The sequence below is a fragment of the Chryseobacterium sp. SG20098 genome, from assembly GCF_031844745.1.
In the GTDB taxonomy this organism is placed as follows: domain Bacteria; phylum Bacteroidota; class Bacteroidia; order Flavobacteriales; family Weeksellaceae; genus Chryseobacterium; species Chryseobacterium cucumeris.
In genome coordinates this window covers 582,359-607,797 of the sequence record NZ_CP134622.1, presented here as the reverse complement: position 1 = coordinate 607,797, position 25,439 = coordinate 582,359, and the positions used below count along the sequence as shown (strand labels likewise).

18 protein-coding genes are annotated in these 25,439 nt (G+C 38.8%); all 18 read right to left on the bottom strand.

Features of this window, described 5'->3' with window-relative positions; translation table 11 throughout:
- Position 1 precedes the first annotated feature (1 nt).
- A complete protein-coding gene (locus RHP76_RS02715; protein WP_311229416.1) occupies positions 2 to 1,378 on the bottom strand; it encodes a glycoside hydrolase family 43 protein in 1,377 nt (458 codons plus the stop codon).
- 32 nt (positions 1,379 to 1,410) lie between these two features.
- Positions 1,411 to 2,283: an alpha/beta hydrolase gene (locus tag RHP76_RS02710; RefSeq protein ID WP_288444742.1), complete on the bottom strand. Its 873-nt coding sequence runs from the start codon at positions 2,281 to 2,283 to the stop codon at positions 1,411 to 1,413.
- Between the two features lie 100 nt (positions 2,284 to 2,383).
- Positions 2,384 to 3,991 (bottom strand): glycoside hydrolase family 43 protein, encoded by a 1,608-nt coding sequence (locus RHP76_RS02705; RefSeq protein ID WP_311229415.1) that lies wholly within the window; start codon positions 3,989 to 3,991, stop codon positions 2,384 to 2,386.
- A gap of 86 nt (positions 3,992 to 4,077) precedes the next feature.
- Positions 4,078 to 5,796, bottom strand: a complete 1,719-nt coding sequence (locus RHP76_RS02700; RefSeq protein WP_311229414.1) for a glycoside hydrolase family 43 protein — start codon at positions 5,794 to 5,796, stop codon at positions 4,078 to 4,080.
- A gap of 174 nt (positions 5,797 to 5,970) precedes the next feature.
- Positions 5,971 to 7,245 (bottom strand): MFS transporter, encoded by a 1,275-nt coding sequence (locus tag RHP76_RS02695; protein WP_120231007.1) that lies wholly within the window; start codon positions 7,243 to 7,245, stop codon positions 5,971 to 5,973.
- 4 nt (positions 7,246 to 7,249) lie between these two features.
- On the bottom strand, positions 7,250 to 7,882 hold the full coding sequence (locus tag RHP76_RS02690) for a bifunctional 4-hydroxy-2-oxoglutarate aldolase/2-dehydro-3-deoxy-phosphogluconate aldolase (RefSeq protein ID WP_311229413.1): 633 nt from the start codon (positions 7,880 to 7,882) through the stop codon (positions 7,250 to 7,252).
- On the bottom strand, positions 7,879 to 8,877 hold the full coding sequence (locus tag RHP76_RS02685; RefSeq protein WP_311229412.1) for a sugar kinase: 999 nt from the start codon (positions 8,875 to 8,877) through the stop codon (positions 7,879 to 7,881). Before RHP76_RS02685 ends, RHP76_RS02690 begins: the two co-directional genes overlap by 4 nt.
- Before the next feature lie 4 nt (positions 8,878 to 8,881).
- Positions 8,882 to 10,300, bottom strand: a complete 1,419-nt coding sequence (gene uxaC, locus RHP76_RS02680; RefSeq protein WP_311229411.1) for a glucuronate isomerase — start codon at positions 10,298 to 10,300, stop codon at positions 8,882 to 8,884.
- A 128-nt stretch (positions 10,301 to 10,428) separates the two neighbouring features.
- Complete coding sequence (locus tag RHP76_RS02675) at positions 10,429 to 11,244, bottom strand: SDR family oxidoreductase (RefSeq protein ID WP_311229410.1); 816 nt, start codon at positions 11,242 to 11,244, stop codon at positions 10,429 to 10,431.
- A gap of 32 nt (positions 11,245 to 11,276) precedes the next feature.
- Entirely contained in the window at positions 11,277 to 12,452 is a 1,176-nt protein-coding gene (uxuA, locus tag RHP76_RS02670; protein ID WP_311229409.1) for a mannonate dehydratase, read from the bottom strand.
- Between the two features lie 79 nt (positions 12,453 to 12,531).
- Positions 12,532 to 14,490, bottom strand: coding sequence for a RagB/SusD family nutrient uptake outer membrane protein (locus tag RHP76_RS02665; RefSeq protein WP_120231001.1), 1,959 nt, complete (start codon positions 14,488 to 14,490; stop codon positions 12,532 to 12,534).
- 12 nt (positions 14,491 to 14,502) lie between these two features.
- A complete protein-coding gene (locus tag RHP76_RS02660; RefSeq protein ID WP_311229408.1) occupies positions 14,503 to 17,397 on the bottom strand; it encodes a SusC/RagA family TonB-linked outer membrane protein in 2,895 nt (964 codons plus the stop codon).
- A gap of 93 nt (positions 17,398 to 17,490) precedes the next feature.
- Positions 17,491 to 18,819, bottom strand: a complete 1,329-nt coding sequence (gene xylA, locus RHP76_RS02655) for a xylose isomerase (protein WP_288444769.1) — start codon at positions 18,817 to 18,819, stop codon at positions 17,491 to 17,493.
- 106 nt (positions 18,820 to 18,925) lie between these two features.
- Positions 18,926 to 20,410, bottom strand: a complete 1,485-nt coding sequence (locus tag RHP76_RS02650) for a xylulokinase (RefSeq protein WP_110009769.1) — start codon at positions 20,408 to 20,410, stop codon at positions 18,926 to 18,928.
- A gap of 15 nt (positions 20,411 to 20,425) precedes the next feature.
- Complete coding sequence (locus RHP76_RS02645; RefSeq protein ID WP_062669895.1) at positions 20,426 to 21,151, bottom strand: NUDIX hydrolase; 726 nt, start codon at positions 21,149 to 21,151, stop codon at positions 20,426 to 20,428.
- Positions 21,152 to 22,073: 922 nt separating this feature from the next.
- Entirely contained in the window at positions 22,074 to 23,393 is a 1,320-nt protein-coding gene (locus tag RHP76_RS02640) for an aspartate kinase (RefSeq protein WP_062669897.1), read from the bottom strand.
- Positions 23,394 to 23,682: 289 nt separating this feature from the next.
- Positions 23,683 to 24,366, bottom strand: coding sequence for an MBL fold metallo-hydrolase (locus RHP76_RS02635; protein WP_062669899.1), 684 nt, complete (start codon positions 24,364 to 24,366; stop codon positions 23,683 to 23,685).
- A 54-nt stretch (positions 24,367 to 24,420) separates the two neighbouring features.
- A complete protein-coding gene (locus RHP76_RS02630; protein WP_120230999.1) occupies positions 24,421 to 25,008 on the bottom strand; it encodes a Crp/Fnr family transcriptional regulator in 588 nt (195 codons plus the stop codon).
- Between the last annotated feature and the right edge of the window lie 431 nt (positions 25,009 to 25,439).

Genomic DNA, 25,439 nt, shown 5'->3' with positions numbered 1-25,439 from the left:
ATTAATTATTTTCAAGAAAGGTCCAGTAATCGAAATACATAATATCTGTTGAGGCTTTTCCATTGAATACAAAGTACAGATCATGAATGCCGATAATCTTTTCAGTTAGCTGAACTTTTACCGTTTCCCAGCGGTCATCCCCACCTGTAAGCGGAACCTTTACCGTAGCAGCAACCGGGCCGTTCACAGCATCCAGATGAACGGTCATTGTGACGTCACTGTTGTGAGTAGTTCCTACTCTTGCAGAGAAGGCAGCGGCTCCTTTTTTCCGGAAATCAACATTCTTTACACTGGTATAAGCCCCATTTTTCTTTGCTTTGATGAAAACACCAGTCTCTTTATTCTGATAGGATTTTACATTTTCCGACCAGGCAATCATTTCCGCCTGATTGAACGAATAAGGATTAACTGTTGCGATAGCTTTTGTAATTCCATTGGTCATTTTAAACGGCGAAATGGAACCGTTTTTATTGAAGGTAAGTTCTTCCAGACTTACCGATCTTGTAAATCCGCTTCCGCCCGGCAATGCACCATTGTGATAAAAGAAATAGGTCTTCCCCCGGAAATCAATAACAACGGGATGACTGGTGAATGACTTCCCTTCAGTAGGCATTACAATTCCTCCATATTTCCATGGCCCCTGTGCTGTTTTACCTGTAGAATATCCTATGAATTCAGGAAGCGGACCTCCCGGCCAGAAAAGATAATACAGGTTTTTCCTTTTGTACAGCCACGGGCCTTCCTCGTATTTTGTGGGTCTTTCCGGGTTAGGCTTTCCGTCTCTTTTGCCAAATGATTCTTCGGTCATCGGAACTTCTACAATATTTCCGGAATAGGAGATCATATCTTCATTCAGTTTTACGTATTTAAGCTTAGGATTTCCCCAGTACATGTGTGCCTGACCGTCATCATCTACAAAAACGGTGGGATCAATATCTCCCCATTCGCTCTGAACAAGAGGTTTTCCCAGCGGATCATGAAAAGGCCCCAACGGGCTGTCACCAACGGCAACCCCTATAGCGCCTTTGTTATTGGTTTTGGACCACATCGGAACGTACATAAAAAACGTTCCGTTTCTTTCTACACATTGTGCAGCCCAGGCATCCCGTTTTGCCCAGTCGAAATCTTTATACGAAAGAATTGTCCCATGGTCTGTCCAGTTCACCATATCGTTGGTGGAATACACTTTCCAGTCGTTCATGGTAAACCAGGTGGAGTCATCCTCATCATGGGTAGTGTACACATACAGCCTGTCATTGTACACCATTGGTGCCGGGTCTGCAGTGTAATTGGTTTGAATAATAGGGTTCTGCGCAGTTCCCATTGAAAATAAACCTATCAGCGAAATGAAACTTATATGTATTGTACGGATATTCATAGAAATTTGGATTTAAAAGCTTAATCCTGTATTTATTGTGACTTCAGAATACGATTGACTTCTTCCTGATTGACAGGTTTGAAAAGCAACTGTGAGAACAGATACAGATCATTTTTCCACACTTTGAAATCGTGACCGCCCGGTTCTATATAAAAAATATGGGGAATTTTATTGCCTGTAAGATAGTCACTCGTTCTTTTACTGAAAGGCATTAGCCTGTCCTGGTCTCCGCATGAGATCCAGAGAAGTTGTAAATCTTTAGCTTTGGATGGATCCGGGAGAAGAACTTGAGGTTCTTTTGTATTTGGAGCTGCGGAAAAGGCTCCCACCCATGCGAACTTATCGATATTTCCCAGTCCGAAATTCAGGGTCTGTCCACCACCCATGGAAAGTCCGGCAATCGCTCTGTCAGTTCTGTTTTTTTTAATAGGATATTTTTTTTCTACAAAGGGAATCAGATCATTCAGCAGGTCTTTTTCAAAGGTTGCAAAAGCTTCTACTTTATCCTTTGCCATGATGTCTCCGGTTGCCCTGTCATCCTTCATCGCCCGGCCGTTGGGAAGTACAACGATCATGGGAGAAAGTTTTCCTTTGGCATAGAGATTATCTAAAATAATTTGCGGAGTTCCATTTTTAAACCACTCTTTTTCATCTCCTCCAATACCGTGTAGCAGATATAGAACGGGATATTGAGCACCTTTTTTATATCCGGGAGGCGTATATACCAAAGCTTTACGTGTAGTTCCAACCGTTGCCGAAGAATACTGTATAGTATCAATTTTTCCGTGTGGAATTTCCTTTTTTTCTGTATCGAAATCCTGTGGTACTTTTTTATCAAAAACCTGTGCAGAAATAAAAACTCCTGACAGCATGAAACCTAATGCTAATACAACTGACTTATTCATGATTTTTATTTGTAGTTTTAACACTTATTATTTCAGTTAAAAAAATAATAGCGTACTATTTCTTTGCTTATTTATCACACATTTTCTGTGCTTCTGCTTATTATTTTCCAGTTTCATTGATCCTAAAAAAATCAACATCTACGAAACCTCCGGTATTTTTAGTGGCATAATTGAAAACTGCGAATTTTGATCCCATAAAAAATCTACGGTAATCAAAGATCATTTTGTAATCTTTTGCCATTTCCGTCCAGTTCTTCTGATCAGTACTGTAATAAAAGTCTGCAAGATCTTTCCCGAGGTTAAAATCAGCATCGATACGGAGGAAAATCTTATCAGAATTAAGAGGAATCCGTTTTTTTTCTTCTTTTTTAACTCCAGTAATGGCTTTTGTTTTATTGTCCAGGCTCACTTCGTTGGTTGAAAAAACAATGAATTTTTCTTCACCTTCCTTCACTACTGACAAAATCCCGGAATCCCCGTTGAAGGCACTAAAACCTGCTACATCTCCATCTTTCATTCCTTTAAGATCCATTGCGACAACTGCTGAAGAAGTTGGGCCTTCCATTCTCTGGGTCAAGGTATTGGGTGCCGCGTATAGATTGTCTACCACCCTGCTGGTTTTCAGCCTCAGAAAGCCTTTTCTTTCAGATAAAGACCAGGCTTCATTCACCGGATTATGATTCCATTGCCACTGGATTTTCATTGTTTTATCAGAGAACTCATCGCTTTCCACCAAATGATTTTTTGCTTTGAATAGCGGAAGCGGAACTTCTCCTTTCAAAGGAACTTTTCCGTTATCTCCCAATACCGGCCAGTCGTTTTCCCATTGTACGGGAAGCAGCAGCGGAACACGTCCTACTCCATTTCTGTCCTGAAAAATAAGAGAATACCAGTTTCCGTTTTTATCATCAATCAAAGCGCCCTGACCTGCGTAAGAGAACCCTAAAAAATTGTCTTCCAAAACGACTTTTTTCTCGTAAGGGCCTATCACTTTATCTGCTCTGTAGACGACCTGGCGGCGTTTTCCGTTTTTGGGCCAGGATATCATCATCATATAATATTTCCCGTTTCTTTTGATGATCTGATTGCCTTCCAGAAGTCCGGTTTCCGAAGCATCTTTCTGAAATACCTCAGTTCCATCAGGATTTCCGATCACTTCTTTAAAATCGGGGCTCAGTTCAAAAACTTTGTTGGAAGTGAAAACATATATTCTGTTATCGTCATCAAAAAACAGTGAAGCATCATGAAAATGCCGTGTTCTGGTGATCAGCTTCCATTTTCCTTTTTCAGGATCATCAGTCACATAGAAATAAGATTTGAAAGGTTCATCATTCGGAGAGAATAAAACGTAATATTTTCCTTTATGATAACGGATTGAAGAAGCCCATTGACCTCTGCCGTAAACGGTTCCGTTCAATAAATCATATTTCGAGTTGTCATTCAAAGTATCGAAAACATAACCAGACATTTCCCAATGTACCAAATCCCTGGAATGCATTACCGGAGCTCCCGGCATCAGATGCATGGTGGTACTGATCAGGTAAAAATCGTTTCCGTTTCTGGTAATGGATAAATCCGGTGCATCTGCCCAGATGATGGGATTGGTAAATGCAGTACTCTGTTTTCCGGAAGGATTTACCTGGGCTGAAAGAAGATTCAGCCCGATAAATCCCAATAAAGAAACTATATAAGATTTTTTGATTTTCAAGGTTTTGATATTTTGGTTCGATTTAATTCTTTACAATCTTAAAAGGAACACTTCGACAAGCTCAGTGTGACATTGCTAATACTAACTTAATTCGGTACAATATCATTGGAAGATGTACTGTAAAGCCCGATAAGGCTTCCTGTAAAGCCTCCCGCTATATCAGTAGAAAGAATATCTCCTGAAACCGGTCCTCCCAAATTTTTATAATTCGTGCCATCCAGTGAATAATTAAAGCTATGTTCATCTTTATCGGCAACAACCTGCAGTTTAACCGGTTTGGATAATGAAATCTTCTCGCTGGCGATCAGCTTTGATTGTCCTTTTTCTGTTCTTTCCAATACGATGTAGAAATCTTTATCTTTTTTCGTGATTCCAAAAACATAATTGAATGTTTCGCTTTGGTAGAGGGTAATTCCAGCCAATTCTTTTTGCGATTTTGGTTTATAATCCAGGGTTACGGAAGTTTCGAAGTCTTCGTGCTGTAATCTGTGGAACAAAGATGAAATCGGAGCCAACGCTTTGATGTTCGTTTCCATTGGATTCACTTTTACACCATTTTTTGTTGCAGTAATGAAGTTTTCACGAGGACCACGCATGGCAATCCAACGGAAATCGAGGTTTTTATCGGTTAGTTTATCGTTGTATGTAAAGTTGCCGTTCGGGAAAAATCCGGTTTGTCCGGTTTGATTCTGAACACCTTGTGGCATTTTCAATTTTGGTTTCATCGGAACCAGGCCATTTTGAAACACAGGATACGTTCCGCTCCAGTCTACAGGAAGAATAAAAGTTTCACGGCCTTTGTTAACACGGTTGCTGACATTCGGACGAATTGCTAAAAATACTCCATAATATTGGCCTTCCGGTGTTTCTACCAGATCTGCATGACCTGCCCAGTCTACTTTTTCTTTTCGGTCTTTTGGGAAATAGCGCTGCGTCAGAATCGGATTATTATCAGCTGGAACGTAAGGTCCTTTGGGAGAATCGGACATAAAAATAACTTCACTGTGATTACCACCGGTTCCTCCTTCTGCACACATCAGGTAATATTTGCCATTCTTTTTGTAAATATGAGGCCCTTCAATCCAGATGGGTTTTTGGGAAAGGTCTACCCCTCCGTTTACAATAATTTTATCCGAACCCGGAACTACCTGGTCTTTTTCGAGATCATAATCCCACATCTTAATCACACGGTGGCCGTTGTACTGCTCGGTACCTTGTGGTGGAGCATCATTATGAACGATATATGCTTTTCCATCATCATCAAAGAAAATAGCAGGATCAATACCTTCAAAATTGAGTTTCTGAACTTCGCTCCATCCTTTTGCCGGATCTTTGGTTTTTACGACCATATTTCCAATACCACCTGCAAACTGGGTAGTGATCATATAAAAAGTATCGTTGTGCTTATTGTATTTGATGTCCGGGGCATAAATTCCATGGGAAACGCCTGATTTTTCAACCTTAAGCTGTGAAGGTCTGTCCAGAACGTGCCCTACCTGTTTCCAGTTCACAAGATCTTTAGAAGTAAAAATAGGAACTCCCGGAAACATTGAAAATGAAGAGTTTACGAGATAGTAATCTTCGCCTTTTCTGGTAATACTGGGATCGGGATAACAGCCCTGAAGAATCGGGGAATAAAATTCGTCTGGTTTAAGAGGGTTATCATTGTATATTTTATCGTTTCCACGGTAATTGAAGTCTGAGAAAGTCTGGGCAGAAATAGTAGTCACCGAGAGCAAAGCTGCTGCTGCAAGGATATTCGTTTTATTCCTGAAAAAAGCTAAATTCATTATATTCTGTTTCATTGTTATTCTTTTTTTATAGTTTTTAAAATGTATATTTTTGAATAGGTGTTGTTCTTTTTAACGCTAAGTCCGCAAATTTTTTAACGACTATCTTTTTAAGGTTCGCCAAGGCGTTATACTCAGCAAATGGCATTTATATTTATCATTATAATCGTTTACCGATCGTTATATATTTTAAGCGGTTTTCTTCCGGTTGACTATTTTAATTAATCCCCAGGCTGTAACATAGGATATTCCGGCTATGAAAAATATAATATTGTAACCTCCGTTGATATTTCCTGATTTTTTAAAGGCATCGAGAACAATTCCGATAAAAAGGGGAAAAATGATTCCTGCCGCTGAGCCCAGCATTCCGCCAAAACCAATGACAGAACTGACATAATTGTTGGGTAACTGATCTCCGACCGTAGTCATAAGATTCGCTCCCCATCCTTGATGTGCAGCTGTTGCAAAGGCAATGATGATTGTGATCATCCACATATTATCTACATATTTTGAGAACATGACCGGAACTACCATCAAAGCAAACAATAACATGGTAATGCTTCTGGCTCTTCCGATGGCCCAGCCTTTTTTGATCAGAAATGATGAGAGATATCCTCCACCAATACTTCCGATCGTGGTTCCGCTGTAAATAATAATTAACGGAAGAGATGGTTTGGTTAAATCCATTTTAAATACATCCGAGAAATAGGCCGGCAGCCAGAACATGAAGAAATACCAGATAGGATCGGTTAATATCTTACCGATGGCAAATGACCATGTTACTTTATATTTCAGTAATTCCGATAAAGGAATTTTGGTTTTCTCTTCTGCTTTTTCAGCCTGATCACTTTTAATGTACTGCAGTTCTTCCTTGCTGAGATTTTTTGTTTTTTCCGGTACGGCATAAAATTTCCACCAAAGGATAATCCAAATCATGCCCAAAGCTCCAATCCACACAAAAGTCTGCCTCCAGCCGTAATGCCCAAGAATGAACGGAACCAATAGCGGCGCCAAAATAGCTCCCACCGTTGCTCCTGAGTTAAAAATTCCCGTTGCCAGTGCTCTTTCTTTTTTGGGAAACCATTCAGCCACTGATTTGATGGCAGCAGGAAAGTTTCCTGCTTCACTGATTCCCAACGTGCTTCTCGCAATGATAAACCCGATGGTACTTTTGACAAGACCATGTCCTATCGAGGCCAAACTCCATACAATAAGGGAAACCGCATACCCGATTTTGGTTCCGACCTTGTCTATAAACCTCCCCATCGCCATATAACCGATGGCATATGTCGTGGTAAAGGCCATGACGATATAGCTGTAATCTTTTTCATCCCAGCTGAATTCTTTTTCCAGTACAGGTTTCAGCAAACCCATTACCTGACGGTCAAGATAATTGATCGTAGTGGCGAGAAAGACAAGAGACAGCATCCACCATCTTATATTGCGGTTTTGAGGAGCCTGCATTGAGTTATTGATTAAGTTGTTGTAATAATTTTTTTGTTTTCAGAGTCAGTTCTTCTTCATTATTATCTTTTCCAATGAGAGAGCTTCCCAGCCCTGCTGCTATGGCACCTCCATTGAGCCATTCACTGATATCTTCAGTTTCAGCATGGATTCCTCCGGTGGGCATGAAATTCATTCCCGGAAAAACAGGTTGTATCGATTTGATGTAGTTCTTCCCTAAAGAATCAGCCGGGAATATTTTAACCAGTTTTAAACCGTTCTGATAGGCAATATTGATATCGGAAGGGGTAAAACAGCCCGGAATCAGAAGTATATTTTTTTCAAAGGCATGTTTTACCAATGCTTCACTGATCACTGGTGTAATGATAAAATCTGCTTTTGCATGAGCATAATCATCCATTTCTTTTATGTTTTTCACCGTTCCGATTCCTAACAGAAGACCAGGAAATTCTGTATGGGAAATTTCTTTCAGCTTAGTGAAATTTTCCAATGCCTGATGGCCGCGGTTGGTATATTCTATCACACGGATTCCTGCTTCGTATAAAGCTTTTACGATATTTTTTGAGACCTCAAACGATTCGTTATAGAATAACGGAACTATTTTCTGGTCTTTTATTTTTTGTAGTATTTCACTCATAATTTCTCGATATTTATGCTTTCATCAATGGTATCTCCCTTTACAAAAAGTTTTTTAAAAGCAACTTTTGTCGCATCCTCAAGGATCTGCTCATCAGAATTTCCTTTTAAAATTCCATGAATCAAGGCCGCCATGAAAGAATCACCGCTTCCTACCCTTTCCTCGATTTTATCTGAATTATATTTTTCTGAAATCAAAAGTTTCTCATCAGCAAATAAGGTGGCAAAGTAATTCACCTGTTCTCCGTTTGTAAAGCGGAAAGTATTTGCAATTTTTTCCACAGCCGGGAACTGTTTCCGGATTTCCAACGCTGTTTTTTCAGCCTGTTTCAGAAGATTTTCATCATCGAATTTTCCGTTAAGCTCATATTTAACCGGAATATCAAGGACCTGCCCAACAGACCAGATATTTCCCATAAGGACATTCACAAAAGGCATCAGCTCTTTAATTTTGTGAGGATTCTGGTTTTGCCAAAGCAATGCTCTGTAATTCAGATCAAGAGAAACCGTAATATTTCTTGTTCTGGCTTCTTTCATGATCTGTAAACATTTGCGGAATGCATTGTCACTCAAAGCCGGTGTGATGGTACTGATATGCAGCCATTTTACTCCTGAAAATAGTTCATCATTACTGAAAGTTTCAAAATCCGACTGGGTAAAAACAGACGGAAATCGGTCGTAAACCACTGAAGCGTTCTGCATATCTCCATCAGAAGAAAGGTAAAATGTTCCTATTCTCCCTTGAGTTTTTTCTGCAAGGACTTCTATTCCTTTATTGTTAAGCTGAAATTCTAAGTGATTTCCAACAAAATTCTCAGGTAAAGCTGATAATAATTTCACAGAATTTTTCCATTGGGAAAGTGCTGCTGCTACATTGTATTCTGCTCCGCCTATATACATCTTAAGAGACTGCTCATTCAGCCAGTTTCCTTCGGAATCCGGGGCAAAGTGGAGAAGCAGTTCCCCGAAACATAGTATTTTCGTCGAGTCCTGCATGGTATTAGATTTCAAAATAATTTTTTGTATTGTGATAACAGATATCCTGAATGATCTTTCCTACCCATTTTTCATCATCGGGAAGAAGACCTCTTTCCATTTCACTTCCGAACAGATTGCACAAAAGCCTTCTGAAATAATCATGTCTTGAGAATGACAGCAGGCTTCGGGAATCGGTCAACATGCCGACAAAAGTGCTTATCAAACCGATATTGGAAAGTGTGTTCATCTGTTTGGTCATCCCGTCGAGCTGATCAAGAAACCACCAGGCTGCTCCAAACTGTACTTTGGATTTAATACCTCCTTCATTGAAGTTTCCGGCAAGGGATGCCAGAACTTCATTAAATGCAGGATTCAGATTGTATATAATGGTTTTGGCCAGTTTTTCTTCTGAATTCAATGCATCCAGCAAAACGCTCAATCGCTGTGCATAAAATGGTTCTCCAATGGCATCATATCCTGCATTAGCTCCCATTTTTCTGAACATTTCTGAATTGTTGTTTCGGGTTGCCCCTACATGAAACTGCTGTACCCAGCCTTTTTCTGCATACATTTTGCAAAGCTCTTTCAGCATATAGCCGCATAAGGCATCCGGATCGGAAAATGTTGAAATATTCCCTTTCAGGAATCCGGAAAATTCTTTTTCAAGGTTTTGATTCCACTTTGTGGTATCCGGGAAATATTCAAAGCCGTGATCAGCTACTTTTGCTCCTGCTTCCACAAAATAATTGATTCTGGACTGAAGTGCATTCAACAGATCAGAAGCTGACCCGATGGAAAATCCACATACTTTTTCAAGCTTTTTAATTCCTGAAAGATACTGTTCAGGATTAATCATATTGATATAGGCATCAGGGCGGAAAGCCGGAAGAACAGCTGTGTTAAATCCACTGTTTTTTAAAGCCTTGTGATGAACCAGATCATCAGCAGGATCATCTGTAGTGCACAACGCTTCTACCTTAAAATTATGAATGATGGATTGTGGTAAAAAGCTGTCTGTCTGCAGACTTTCATTCATCTGATGATACACCGTATCTGCATTATTGGGTGATAAATACTCGTTGATACCAAAAGGATTTTTGAGCTCCAGATGCGTCCAGTGAAACAAAGGATTACGAAGAGTATACGGTAACACTTCTGCCCATTTCATGAATTTTTCCTGATCTGAAGCATTTCCTGAAATAAACTGTTCATCAATACCAAAATTTCTCATGGCTCTCCATTTGTAATGGTCACCATCCAGCCAGATAGCTGCTGGAGAACGGAAGTTTTGATTGGCAGCAATAACATCCGGCTCAAGATGATTGTGATAATCAATAACCGGCATATCTTTAGCATAACCGAAATACAGATTTTCTGCTTTTGCTGATTCAAGCAAAAACAATTCTCCGAAAACGTTTTTATTTTTAGTGGAATTACTCATTATTTGTTGTTACAATCCTGGATTTTAATTGTCGTTTATTTCTGACTTCATGAAAGCCGGCATTTTAAAAACAGAACCCTTAATGAAACCATTAAGGTCCTGTTTGATGATATGAAGAAATTAGCTTTTTATACTCCGCTGAATGCGCTGAAACCTCCGTCAACAGGAATCAGTGCTCCTGTGATGAAATTTGCAGCATCTGAACACAGAAACTGTACAACCCCATTCAGTTCTTCTACTTCTCCAAATCTCTGCATGGGTGTTTTGGCCATTACTTTTTTACTTCTTTCGGTTAAGCTTCCGTCCGGATTCAACAGAATAGCACGGTTCTGATCACCAATGAAAAATCCTGGTGCTACAGCATTAACGCGTATTTTATCTCCGAATTTCAATGCCAGATCAGAGGCCAGCCATTGGGTAAAATTGGTGATTGCGGATTTGGCGGCAGAATATCCGGCTACTCTTGTAATTGCTGAATAGGCGGCCATGGAAGAAATATTAATAATGTTTCCGCTTCCCTGCTCCGCCATTACTTTTCCGAAAACATAGCTGGGGTAAACTGTCCCGTTGATATTGAGATCGGTAACCTCAGCCCATCCTTTCATATCCATATCAAAAAATGACTGTTCGGGTGATAAGGTTGCTGACGGAATGTTTCCACCTGCTATATTGAGCAGAATATCAATGCTGCCATACTTTTCTTTTATTTTCAAGGAAGCGGCTTCAAGGCTTTCAATATCCATCACATTGGCTTCTACAGCAAGTGCATCCCCGCCCAAATCTGTCAGTTCTTTTACCCGGGCATCCAGTGTTTCCTGGTTTCTTCCCAGTGCGACAACTTTTGCTCCGGCCTCTATAAAACTTTTGGCAAGGCTGCCTCCCAAAACGCCTGAAGCCCCTGTGATGACTGCTACTTTGTTTTTAATACTAAACAGGTCTTTCATTTTACTTTTTACTATTTTATTACAAACGCAGATTAATTTTTCTGTAATTCTGACTGAACGGCAGCCATTACTCCTTCTATCTGGCCCAATGCCAGCATTCTTCCTAAAAATGAGTAACCGGGATTATATCCTTTGTCAATATCTTCCGTTAAAAGTCTACCATGGTCAATCCTCATAGGAAGATCAGGATTTTCTTTTTCGAATACACGGATCACTTCAATGAGCTTTCCTCTTCCTCCCAGATGATAAGCCTCGATGAAATCGCCGTTTTCAAAGACATTTGTACTTCTCAGGTGAACGAATTTGGTACGGTGAGCAAATTTTTGCGCAAGCTTTGGAACATCATTCTGAAGGTTGGCACTGAGAGATCCGGCACAGAAGGTTACTCCGTTGTGAGGGTTATCAACAGCCTGCAGCAGCCAGTCAATATCTTCTTCATTGGTCACTATTCTTGGTAATCCCAGTAATGAAAAAGGCGGATCATCAGGATGTACACACATCTGGATACTCCATTTTTCACAGACAGGCATTATTTTTTCAAGGAAATATTTCATGTTCTGACGAAGCTGATGCTTATCTATACCATCGTACAAAGCCAGCAGACTTTTGAACTTTTCTACAGGATTCAATTCACCTTCTTTGATATTTCCGTTCACGAATCCCTGTGTTTTTACAATGACTGAGTCTATCAGGTCATGATTATCTTTTTCTGTTAATGTATTTTTTAATTCTTCTACTTTTTGAAGGGTTTCCGGACTGTAATCGTTTTCTGCACCTTCCCTTTTAAGGATATGAATTTCGAAGTATGCAAACTTGGCTTTGTCAAAATAAAGTGAGGATGAACCATCTTCCCATTCGTGAAAAAGATCCGTCCTTGCCCAGTCGAGAACAGGCATAAAGTTGTAGCAAACTGTTTTAACTCCTGCTTTACCCAGATTTTCAAGGCTTGTGATATAATTTTCTATTAAAGAGTCACGGTCTTCACCTCCGTATTTGATGGCTTCGCTTACGGGAAGACTTTCCACAACAGACCAGCGAAGTCCGTGGCTTTCTATATAGTTTTTATAATCATTGATGGACTCTGAATTCCAGATTTCTCCGTTTGGGATATCGTGCAGGGCAGAAACAATTCCTTCTACTCCTATTTGACGAAGTGTACTGAGTGCTATTTTGTCTTTTTTGCCAAACCAACGCCAGGTTTTTTCCATAGTTTTAAAATTTAATTCAGATAAACAAAGCAGGTGCTTTTCACACCTACTCTGTTACTGATATGAATGTAGAATGAAATTAATTGTATCCCGGATTCTGATATTTTGCTTTAATATCTGCCGATACTTCCATGGCATCGATCTGGTTCTGAGGAATCGGTCTCAGATAATGAAATGGTTTTATCGTTCTAGTAACCGTTTGCGGAGCATGATCTCCATAAGAAGCTCCTCCAATCTGATAACTTGCCGCATAATCTCCCCACTTCTGTGTACGTACCAGATCATACCATCTGTAGAATTCTCCGTAATATTCACGGGATCTTTCTGCAAGGATATAATCAATGGTAATTACAGATGGCGTAGCAGCAGTCATTGCGGCACTGTTATCTGCTACATAAGCGGTATTCTGTGCATTATTGAACTTCCATTTTCCGGCACGGGCACGGATGACGTTGATAAGATCTCTGGCTGTCATAGCTCCTGAAGCCCCTTTTACAGCTGCTTCTGCGGCAATAAAATAGAATTCTGAGAATTTGGCAACGCTGAAAGGACGTGTTAATCCTGCATTCGGATATCCTAAGCCGTTTGGATCATCGGTACGGTAAGTTCCTATTTTCCAAAGACCAGGATATACAATTCTGCTGATTCCGTTCGGTGCAATGACCCAGTCTGCTCTTCCTGACAGAGTTCCTGCTCCCACACCACTTTGCCCTGCTCCCGTAGGATAAGAAGGAGTCTGGCTGTCATCATTAAGGAAGCTTAAAATAGCACCTCCTGGCTGTACAGGCAGATTATTGGCATTATAAAGTACGGGAACTGTAGTTAATCCCGTTCCATTCTTGTTCCAGTTTCCTCTGTAAGTGGTTACAAAAGTTCCGTCATAACGGGAATCGTTGGTTTTATCTGCAAAAGTATTTTTAATAACTCCCAAGGTAGGACACATACGAACCCAAGGACGTCCCAAAGGCTGTGATGCTTCTCTCTGTACGGGGCTAACAATGTCTGCCCCTAACCATGCTGTTGTTTTACTACTTTTGATGGCAGTATAGTTCCAGGTCTGCATCCATGCTGCAAAATTGTCCGGAGCCCAGCCTGATCCGAATCCTACAGGATCACTTTCGTTATAGTATGTGCTCGACTGAGTATGATCTGCATACAACATCGATTCGGTATTTCTGTCATTTGAACCTACATTCACATCATAGAAGGTAGGCTGAAGCGCATAAGGACCGGGATTGTTGATTCCTTCCAAGGCAATATCATAAGCCTGCTGGAAATACCATTGGGCATTGTGTCCGTCCGGGTCAGTTCTTGCTGCTTCAGGATACGTTGGAATTCCGTTTGGATTCTGCAGCCACCATCCGTAAGTAAGATAGGCTTTGGCAAGCATTAGTCTTGCTACATTTTTAGTGACACCTCCGGTTACCCTTGGTGATGCCGGCAGATTTTCTATTGCTTTTTTAAGGTCAGCAAAAACAGTTTTTGTGTATACTTCCGGTACGGTATTTCTTACGGAAGAGGTGGAAGGTAAAGTGTTATATTTCAGTTCTCCTGTTCCTAAATCCAGTGGAACTCCTCCATACGTTTGTACAAGCATGAAATAGTAAAAACCGCGGAAGAAACGGGCTTCAGAGATCATAGATTCTGCGATTCCGAATCCTGGTCCTTTTTCAATAATTCCGTTGGCAGTATTGATATACGGGAATACAGAGTTCCAGACCATACTTGTAGGAAAGGTATTGGAATTGATAATCCCGTTTCCGGACATATCTAATTCCTTAAAGTTACCGTCCGCACTCTGTGCCCAGGTAGATTCGTCAGTTCCGTTCTGACAATTGCTCATAAAGTAGCCATTGCCGTACAGTAATCTCATCTGCCTGTATAAAGCCGTAAATCCCTGATTAACACCATCCGGTGTATTAAAATAATCAGCGGTATATATTGATCTTGGCTGTTCATCAAGAATTTCATTACAACCTGTAAATGTTAAGGATAAAAAGATTGCTCCTAATAACAGTTTTTTATTAAAATTTATCATGACAATACAGTTTTAAAAGGTTAAGTTAAGTCCCATTAAGTAATTTCTTGTGGAAGGGTTATTGGTTCCTATAACAAGCTGGCGGCTCTGATATCCGCTTACCGCCTGATTTTCATTTCCGAAAGAGTTCGGTTCCGGATCCATCCCTGAGAACTTATGATACGGTGAGAATAGTACAACAGGATTGGTTACGGTGAAGTAAATTCTTAAGCTGGTAATTTTCAGGTCCTTTAAAAAATCTTTGTTAACATTATATCCTAAGGTAATGGTACGAAGCTTAAGATAAGAAGCATCAAACATAGCTAAAGTAGAAGAATACTTCGGATTATCACCACTCAGATGGCGCCCCGGACGTGGAAAATAAGCTCCTGTATTGTCTTCTGTCCAGTAGTCTACATCTACGTTATTTCCTCTTCCCGTTAATCGGTTAAGATAACTTGCAGATCCATAAATGGTACTTACCAAAATTCCCCCATGCTGGAAAGCTCCGACTGTGCTCAGTTCAAAATTTTTGTAAGCAAAGCGCATATTAAATCCTCCCTGGAATTTCGGAGCCGTATCAAAAATCTGTCTGTCATCCGGTCCAATTGCTCTTACCGGTGTTCCGTCAGCATTATAACCTCCGGTGTAAAGAACTTTGATAGATCCTACAACATCTGCAGCAGTACCCGGTTCCAGAATATTCTGGTAAGGATCGCCTGCCTGCCAAAGGCCGATGTACTGATAATCGTATAATGAATTGATATTATGCCCTACAAACCATGAGTTATTGATGTCACGTTCTGTTCCTGATGCAAGCGATAAAATTTTGTTTTTATTAGTATAGAAATTAACTCCTGCTTCCCAGGTAAATCCATCCGGATTATCGAAAATAACCCCGTTTAAAGAAACTTCAACTCCTTTATTTTCTGTTTCTGCTACATTCGAAACAATGGAAGACCATCCGCTTGATGCCGGAAGGCTTTTCTGTGTTAACAGGTCATAGGTATGGGTTTTGTAATACTCCACACTCCCCGTAAGGCGGTTGTTCAAAATCCCGAAATCTACTCCGTAGTTTTGTGTTTTTGAATATTCCCATCCCAGGCTTGGGTTAGGCGGCTGATTTCCATAGATTCCTGTACTTCCTGCACTTCCGTAATTATAAGGAGCAACGTTAAATCTTCCCATCGTAGAATATGGATCTACTGCCTGATTGGAAGTCTGTCCCCATCCGGCTCTGAATTTAAGGAGATTAATCACTTTGATATTCTGCATGAAAGATTCATTGGTAACATTCCATCCTAGTGATAATGCGGGATAGGTGTGCCACTTGTTTCCCGGAGCAAGCCTTGAAGACCCGTCAGCACGAAGTGTCGCTGTAAGCATATACCTGTTATCATACGTATACATGATTCTTCCCATCGCTGAAAGCAGGCCTGTTTTACAGTACACCTGGTCTTCAGGTCTTACGGTAATATCAGCCTGAGGCGACTGTCCTAAGTTATAATACTGGAAAAAGTCTGCCGGAACATTCTTTGCACTCATGTATGAGCTTGTATACTTATTCTGTTCTGCTGAATAAAGTGCTACAGCATTTACTTTATGCTTACCAAATGTACGGTCATACGTTAAAAGGTTTTCCAACACCCAGTGGTAGGTCTGGTTATTCCCTCTTCCGGCTGCGGAAGGACCTAGAGGATTCGTATTAAAGACTCCTACACCGGAGTAATTTCCGCTGTTTGAAGTACGGTAATCCAACCCTACATTTAATCTGTACTTTAATCCTTTGATCGGAAGGCTGGCTTCCCCGTAAAGATTATTATAGGATGCGAAGGCCTTGGTCTCATCGATATATTTATCTCCCAGATTCCCCAGGCTTCCTCTTGTATAAATCCATGTCTGATCGATACCGCCAGCTGTACTCATTACTCTTTTCGGAGTTCCGTCCGCATTGTAAGGATTAGCAATAGGAGAATATCCTAAAACAGCTCCCGGGTTTACCCCATTTCCTTCAGAAACGGAATAGTTTGTATTGGTAGTGAAACCGAACTTAAAGATAGATCCCACCTGCTGATCAATCGCCATACGAAGAGCAAATCTTTCATAACTTTGAATAGGGATTAATGCATTTTGCTTGAAGTATGACAAGCCTACATTATAATTTCCACCTTCTGTTCCTCCAGATACGCCAATATCATGACTGGTCATCATGGCAGGTTTATAATACAAACTTTGCCAGTCTGTATTAACACTGCTATTTTCATCCGCCCCGTTGGAATACAAAGGTGTTGTATTTCCTGCTGGAATGGCATAAGCACGCAACTGCGCAAATTTAGGGCCATCCATCATCGGATATTTTGAAAATAAGGTCTGAACTCCTGTAAAGGTGTTATAACTGAATTTAGGTCTCTGTCCTTTTGCCCCTCTGTTGGTGGTAACAAGGATAACACCGTTTGCTCCTCTTGATCCATAAATGGCTGTAGCAGAAGCATCTTTGAGGATATCAATACTTTTGATGTCACTAGAGCTTATATCTCCCAGTGATCCTACGAAAGGAATACCATCCAATACAATCAGCGGGTTATTATCTCCTGTAAGAGATCGTGTTCCCCTGATACGAATCTGCATGGCAGCACCCGGTTTTGTAGATGTTTGCGAGATATCTACCCCAGCTGTCCTTCCCTGTAATGCCTGGGTAATGTTGGCAGAAGGTACTTCACGCAAGGCATCTCCTTTTACAGTGGCTACAGAACCTGTCACAGCTTCTTTTCTCTGGGTTCCATATCCTATCACAACAACTTCATCTATTTTATTTTCTTTAGCTACTGTATCTTTCTTAACCTGTGAATATGCTATGCCGCAAGGCAACAGAGTCATTGCAAAAAACAGTGCTGCTCTATTGCTTTTATTGAAATAAAATCGGTTCATAATTATTATTTTAATATTAGTTGTTGAATAAAAGGCTCTTTAATAATTATTGTGTATAAAAATCCTTAGTGTTTATAAGCCTTTTATTTTTAATTATATATACATATTCACGATGGCTTCAAACAATTCCTGTTTTCCGCTTTTTGGCTGTGGTTCGCCGATTTCGTGAGCTATTCTCTGCAGATCTTCCAGTGTAAGTGTGCCTTCTTCAAATGCTTTTCCGTTTCCGTTATCAAAAGAAGCATAACGGTCTGTTCTCAGCTTTTTGTAATCTGAATTTTCAAGGATATCAGCCGCTGCCAGAAGACCTTTAGCAAATACATCCATTCCTGAAATGTGAGAAATGAATAAATCTTCAGCATCAATAGAATTCCTTCTTATTTTAGCATCAAAGTTCACTCCTCCTGTTCCCAGACCTCCTGCCGGAAGCAGAACAAGCCATGCCTGAACCATATCATAATAATCGATCGGGAATTGGTCTGTATCCCATCCGTTCTGATAATCTCCCCTGTTGGCATCAATACTTCCTAAAAGTCCTGCATCAACTGCAACCTGAAGCTCATGTTCGAATGTATGGCCTGCCAATGTAGCGTGATTCACTTCGATATTCAATTTGAAATCTTTGTCTAATCCGTAATGTCTAAGGAATCCGATTACTGTTTCAGAATCATAATCGTACTGATGTTTGGTAGGCTCCATCGGTTTTGGCTCAATCAGGAAAGTTCCTTTAAAGCCCTGCTGGCGGGCATAGTCTCTTGACATGGAAAGGAAACGCGCAAGGTGATCTTTTTCACGCTTCATGTCTGTGTTCAAAAGGCTCATATATCCTTCTCTTCCACCCCAAAAGACATAATTTTCACCACCAAGCGCTATCGTTGCATCTATTGAGTTTTTCACCTGAGTTCCTGCACAGGCTACTACATCAAAATTTGGATTGGTAGAAGCACCGTTCATGTATCTTTCATGAGTGAAAACATTGGCTGTCCCCCATAAAAGCTTAATTCCTGTTTCCTGCTGCTTTTGTTTGGCGTATTCCACGATAGTCTGCATATTTTTCTCGTAGTCCTTCCAGTTGCTGGCAGGGTCTACAAGATCGATATCATGGAAGCAGTAATAATTGAATCCCATTTTAGACATGAATTCGAAACCTGCATCCATTTTGTGCATTGCTCTGGTTAACGGATCGTTTCCGATATCCCATGGGTGGTGAATGGTAGGACCTCCGAAAGGATCACTTCCGTTTGCACATAAGGTATGCCACCATGCCATCGCAAATCTTGTCCAGTCTTTCATTGGTTTTCCCATCACGATCTTTTCCGCATCATAATAGCGGAATGCCAAAGGGTTCTTACTTTCTTTCCCTTCAAACTTAATTTTTTCAATACCTGTAAAAAACTCTTTTGTACCTGTTAAAGTGTTCATATTTATTTGATTATTTTTATTTCTGTTTTTAATTTTTTGCGTAGAAATTCCCTTCTCACTGATTCTGAAAAGTCAGTAAGAGGATGAAAAATACTGTGTAATGGTCCTAGATTATTTCGTTAAGATGATGTTTCCATCTGGCATAGGCTTCTAAATATTGTTCCTGTTTTTCGTGTTCGGGCTCTATCACCGCTATTTTTTCGAGTGAAGAGAATGCTTCTCTGGAATCTGAATAAAATCCTATTCCCATTCCGGCAGCTCTTGCTGCTCCTACCGCTCCATCGGTATCATAAAGTTCAATAACCGCGTTGCTGACACTGGATAGCGACTGGCGAAAAATCGAACTTAAAAACATATTGGCATTTCCAGCACGGATCACCTGGATATCCATGCCTATATTTCTCATGATATCCATTCCATATTCGTAAGAGAATACAATACCTTCCTGTGCTGCCCGAAGAATATCGCCTTTTGAATGGATATTAAAGTTTATTCCGTGAATTGAACAGCTTGTATCCTTATTTTCCAGCACTCTTTCAGCTCCGTTTCCAAAAGGAATAATGCTTAATCCTTTAGATCCGATGGGTGAAAGTGAAGCCATATCATTCATATCACCATACGAAGAAAGCGAAGTTGCAAAATTGTGCTTCAGCCAGGAATTTAAAATTCCGGTTCCGTTGATACACAGCAAAACCCCAAGCCTGATCTGTTCCGGTGTATAATTGACATGGGCAAATGTATTAACCCTTGATAATTTATCATATTCCAGCTGGTCTAGCACTCCATAAACCACTCCTGAAGTTCCTGCTGTAGAGGCAATTTCTCCAGGATTAAAGACATTCAGGGAAAGCGCATTGTTGGGCTGGTCTCCTGCTCTGTAAGAAATAGGTGTACCTTCCTTTAAGCCTAATTCTTCTGATGCTGCCTTTGAAACTGTTGCCTGAATACCAAATGTAGGTACAATTTCCGGGAAGAAACTTTCAGGAATTCCATAGTGGTTAATAATATCTTCTGAAATGCAGTTATTCTTAAAATCCCAGAATATTCCTTCTGATAAACCTTCAATGGTCATTCCTATCTGCCCTGAAAGTCTCATGGCAATATAGTCTCCGGGAAGCATTATTTTATCTATCTTTTCAAAGATCTCAGGTTCGTTTTCTTTTACCCAGGCAAGCTTTGATGCTGTAAAGTTTCCCGGTGAATTCAACAGATGTGAAAGACATTTTTCTTCTCCTATGGTTTTGAAAGCCTTTTCACCATAAGGTACAGCACGGCTGTCGCACCAGATAATGGATGGTCTTAAAAGGTTCTGATCTTTGTCTACAAGAATCAGCCCATGCATCTGCCAGGTAATCCCGATTCCTTTAATATCTTCTGCATGTACTCCGGATTCATGCATGACAGCTTCGTGTGCCAACTTCAGATTGATCCACCAGTCTACCGGATTTTGCTCTGCCCATCCGGGATTTATAGCAGTGATTTTCATCTCTTTTTTGGGAGAAAATTCAGAAGCAATCACTTTTCCGCTGGACGCCTCAATGAGACACACTTTCACAGAAGAACTGCCAATGTCATAGCCTAGTAAGTACATAATTTTTTAAAGGAATTATTTTATAAGTTTTGTATTGTTTTTCTTGTAAATCTTTGCATCAAACCTGTAATATCTTGCTGCACGGTGTGATACATCTTTTTGAATTTCATCCAAGGGAACAATATAGGGGAATGAAGATATTTTTTTATGGAAATTTTTGATATCAATATTCTTTTCATTTAAAGCGCTATAGAGCTGATAGAGCTGTCTTATGGTGAATCTTTTTGGCAGCAGTTCGAAAATAATGGAGAAGTCAGATTCAATCCATTTTCTGATCTCCATTAAAGATTCATTGATAATCTTGTTATGATCAAAAGGCAGTAAAGGAACCTCATCAACAGGATACCAGTCTACGGTTTCATATTTTGTACTGTTGATCTTGTGATCTATTTTACAAAGAGAAAGGTAAGCAACTGTAATAATCCTGTCTATATGATGTTTATATTCCTGATCCATCCATTTGATATCATGCGCATTACTTGCTCTCATAGGATCGGCAAAGCATTTAAACTGCTTGAGAACCATTTTTTTTATCCCTGTAAGTTCATGAAGTACTCTTTGTGCAGCATCGTCTACATCTTCATCACTGAAAATTAAGCTTCCTGGAAGTTTGATCTGTTTTTCCAACGGTACATCATCAACATGGCGTTGTACTAGTAATATATTCAACCGGTTTTCATGGTCAAATCCAAATACAACACAATCTACAGAGACATAGGTATGGATAAAGTTCTGATTCATTAGTTCGTTAACATTTTGGTAACATTACAAATATAAAAATTCATCTGAATAAAAAAAATAAATCCGCTATTATCTACTGCTTATCAATGGTTTACATATCGAATTTTTATGATATGAATTGTATAAAAAATATGATAAGGTTATCATTATTTTTACACTTACTTATTTCATAAGATATGAATTCACAATCAATTGCAATTTTACAATACTCTTAAAAAGATTATTTTTTTCCGAATAAATATTATGATAAGAAGAGTTAATTTTTTTTTCATTTTGCACGAAAAAAAAATGTAAAAAGCACACTTTTCATTATTAAAAAAGAGGTAAATCTTCATTTTGGATTACCATTTTTTACACTCTAACTACAAATAATTACGAAACAATTAACTTAAACAACAATTTAATATCATAATGCAAACATGAAAAAGTGGTATATAAGCAACGTGTTTATTTGAAAATTTCATGAATAAAGGTAAAAAAACTGTACATGTTTAACTTGTCCAGTTTTCTTACGAAAGGCTTCCTTCAATGTTTTTCCAGGGTTTTAAGGATAAATTCCAAGCTCATTTCTGGATCAGATAAACCAAAGATCTGTTGTAATCCTGAAAACATGGCAATGTCTCTATCCAACCATATAAGCAATTTCTTTCATATGATAGCAGATAAAAAGGTTAGAAGTCTTGGATATTCTTATAATATAAAAAAACCTCCCGTGTCAATAGGGAGGTTAAAGTTCAAAATGAATTATAAGTAAAGTGATGTGGTGTTAAACAAGTTTTCTCTTCAAAACTTCTTTTAGTATTAACAATGCCTGTGCCATATACATCACCGTTTAAAGAAATCTCTATTTTTGTGGTACATTTTGATATCGTTAACTTGAATCAAATTTTATATCATTTTTCTTCAGTACTTATCTATTTTTCTAAAACAGTCTGTTATGCAGTGATCTCAAAGCTTCTACCTTAAAAGCTGAAGGAACTAATAATGAAATATTATTTTCACTTCCTCCGTAGGAGATCATTCTTATTGGAATATGTTTTACTGCTTCAGAGACAATAGTTGCATATCCGTGATTATTTTTCCTGAAATCCCCCACAATACATATAATAGATTGCTCACTGTCAATTTCAACAGCTGAAAAGGTGTTTAGTTCTCTTATAATTTCAGAAAGATTTTCCGTTTGGTCAATGGTTAGAGAAACAGCTACTTCAGAAGTTGTAATCATATCTATAGGTGTTTTGTATCGTTCAAAAATTTCAAAAACCTTTCTCAAAAAACCATAGGCCATCAGCATACGTGAAGATTGAATACGGATAGCCGTGATTCCATCTTTAGCAGCTATTGCCACAATTTGATTTTGATTGGTAGCCTCTCCAGAAATCAATGTTCCGACGGCAGATGGATTCATGGTATCTAATAACCTTACAGGAACATTATATTTTCTGGCAGGAAACACACTTTGTGGATGAAGGATTTTAGCGCCAAAATACGAAAGTTCGGCTGCTTCATCAAAACTAAGTCTCGCTATAGATTTTGTATTTTGTACATATCTCGGGTCATTATTATGAAAACCATCAATATCTGTCCAGATTTGAATTTCTTCTGTCTGTAATGCTGCTCCCAGCAAGGAAGCGGTATAATCAGAACCTCCCCTTTGCAGATTATCAATTTCGCCCTGAGCATTTCTGCATATATACCCTTGGGTAATGAATAAAGTATCTTCCGGATATTTTGCAATTTCAACAGCTGCCTGTTTTCTTATTTCATCAATATTAGGTTCTTTGTCTTCATCAATTACCATAAAATCTAATGCTGATAATAATACAGAAGAAACTTCTTTTTCTTTTAAGTATAAATGAAAAAGGGTCGTTGAAATAATCTCACCTTGCGCAAGAATAATACGTTCTGCCGTAGAAGAAAAATTTTTATGTTTGAACTGATAAAAAAGATCAAAAATCTTGTCAATAAAAGCTAAAGCTTCCAAAATTCCTTTTTCAGTTTTAAATAATTCATTTACAAATTTTATATATTTCTGCTGTAGTCCATCAATATGCTTGTAGGCCGCTTCAATATCTTTGTTTTCATAGAGCTCAGATAATTTCACCAAATCATTTGTTGTACCTGAAACAGCTGACAAAACCACCAAATGTTTATCTGATTGCTGAGATCTGATTATTGGTAATAACTGTTCGATACGTTCCGGACTTCCTACTGACGTCCCTCCAAATTTCAATACTTTCATAATAAGATTAATTGTTAATTTTTATCAATAAAAAAAAGGAGCCTGTCGTGATGACAAGCTCCTTTTTTATTTAATTTCTAACCAATAGGAAAATGACTCACGACGTTGGACGTAAGTACTGTTTCTTTCCTTTTTTTAAGTTAGATAATATCATTTTCTTTTTTTTGCTGGGCAAATATACACTTTTTTGTTAATCTTTATAAAAAAAGTATGAGTTAAATTTAAAATTCTTATCATGAGTTTTCAGATAGGAACAATAAAACGCAAGCAATTTCATTGTATTCTATTTTTAACCAGAAACGCTGCAATTCTCTACAAATTTTTCAAACTTCCGATCGGTATTTCTCATTACGGGGCCATGACCAAAACAGATGATAGCAGGGTTAAGTGTTGCCAATTTCTTGAGCGATTGGACATTTCGCCTTTGATCTGATGTAAATATATTGGGTGGGAGCCTCAAACCAACTGCTGTGGTAAGCAAATTCATATTTGTGGCCACATCTCCGATGATCAATACTCCATCCCGCTCACGGAATAAAGAAATATGACCTGCAGAATGGCCAGGGGTCTCTATTACCCGAAAATCTCCAATGATATCATTTTCAACAATTGTCTGCTTTACTTTATGTCCCTGACCTGCCCAGTACTTTTGCTGTAGCTTTGCTATCCAATGCTGTGGAGTTGGATAGTCGTTGGTTACCATACCTGTTTCAGTTCTAAAAACTTCGTTAGGATGACAGAGTAATGGTATTTCAAACTCAGCACAAATCTGATCACTACAACCCTGATGATCTGCATGGGCGTGAGTCAGTATATGCTGATAAACGGGAATTTTCTGGACAGCTTTCTTTACAGAGCGATATGAACTCCGTATTCCGGAATCTACCAATACACCCTCAATAATATAGCAATTGATGCTATTTCGTGGCATTAATGAAATCTGAAATACTTCGGGAGCAATTTGACGTAGCATATTTTTTTTGTACAAATCTATAGTGCTACCTAAGATAATATAAGGACATTTGTCCTATAATATATTGGGTCTGTGTATTTGTCCCTTCGCCCGTGTAAGCGATCTCTGGGTGATGCCCAGGTAAGATGCCAGATCCTGGGTTGCAACTCGTTTTACGAGTATAGGTTCGTTAGTGAGAATATAACTATATTTATCCAAAGCCGACCTATTATTATAATTAATCATATAGCTTTCTTTTTGGCTATACTCACTTTCCATCACTGATTTTATAACTTCGTTCCAAGCAGTCACGTGGGTAAGCAACTGTTGATAATCCGGGAAATTAATTCTATAAATTATACTATCTTCTATAGCCCTGATGCTCCTTATTGATTTCTTCTGTTGTACAAACTCCTGAAAAGAGGTAACAAACTCATTCTCAAATTTGAAACAGGTTACATTTTCTTTACCATCCTTATCAAGAGCATATGCTTTTACTGCACCACAAACAATAAATCCAATATAACGGCATGATTCGTCCTCACGAATAAAAAAGTCTCCTTTTTTTAAACGAATCGGTTTAAAAAACTGTAAAGAAAAGTTGATTTCCTCAGTTGATAATTGTCCTGTTGACCATAAGTAATTTTCCAATACATTACTCATTTCTATTATTTATATTTACTATTGTTATTAAAATTCTATAAATTACATGTCCAATCCATTGGGCAAGTATTATGTCCGGTATTATTAAAATTGGCTTTTATACCTTCATGAAATTTAGTAGTCATGGAAAATAAATGAAAGCTAAAGTGTTAACTCATAAAAATACTAATCCGGTAATTGAACTCACCATTAGATGCCATGTGCATTTCCATTGCTGATATCTATGATTTTTTTGAGATTTTTCTCTCCTCTCGTTCCAATCGTACAGAAATCTCAGTTTATTTTATAAAGATACACTTCTTTTAATTTAAAAAAACAGACCATAGACGTCCGTCCTAATGTTAAAATATCATTATAACGATAATGGTAAGTCAGTAATTAATAAGGAAATAATACTTAAACTATCGAAGTGAGTCTGAACCTATTTCTTG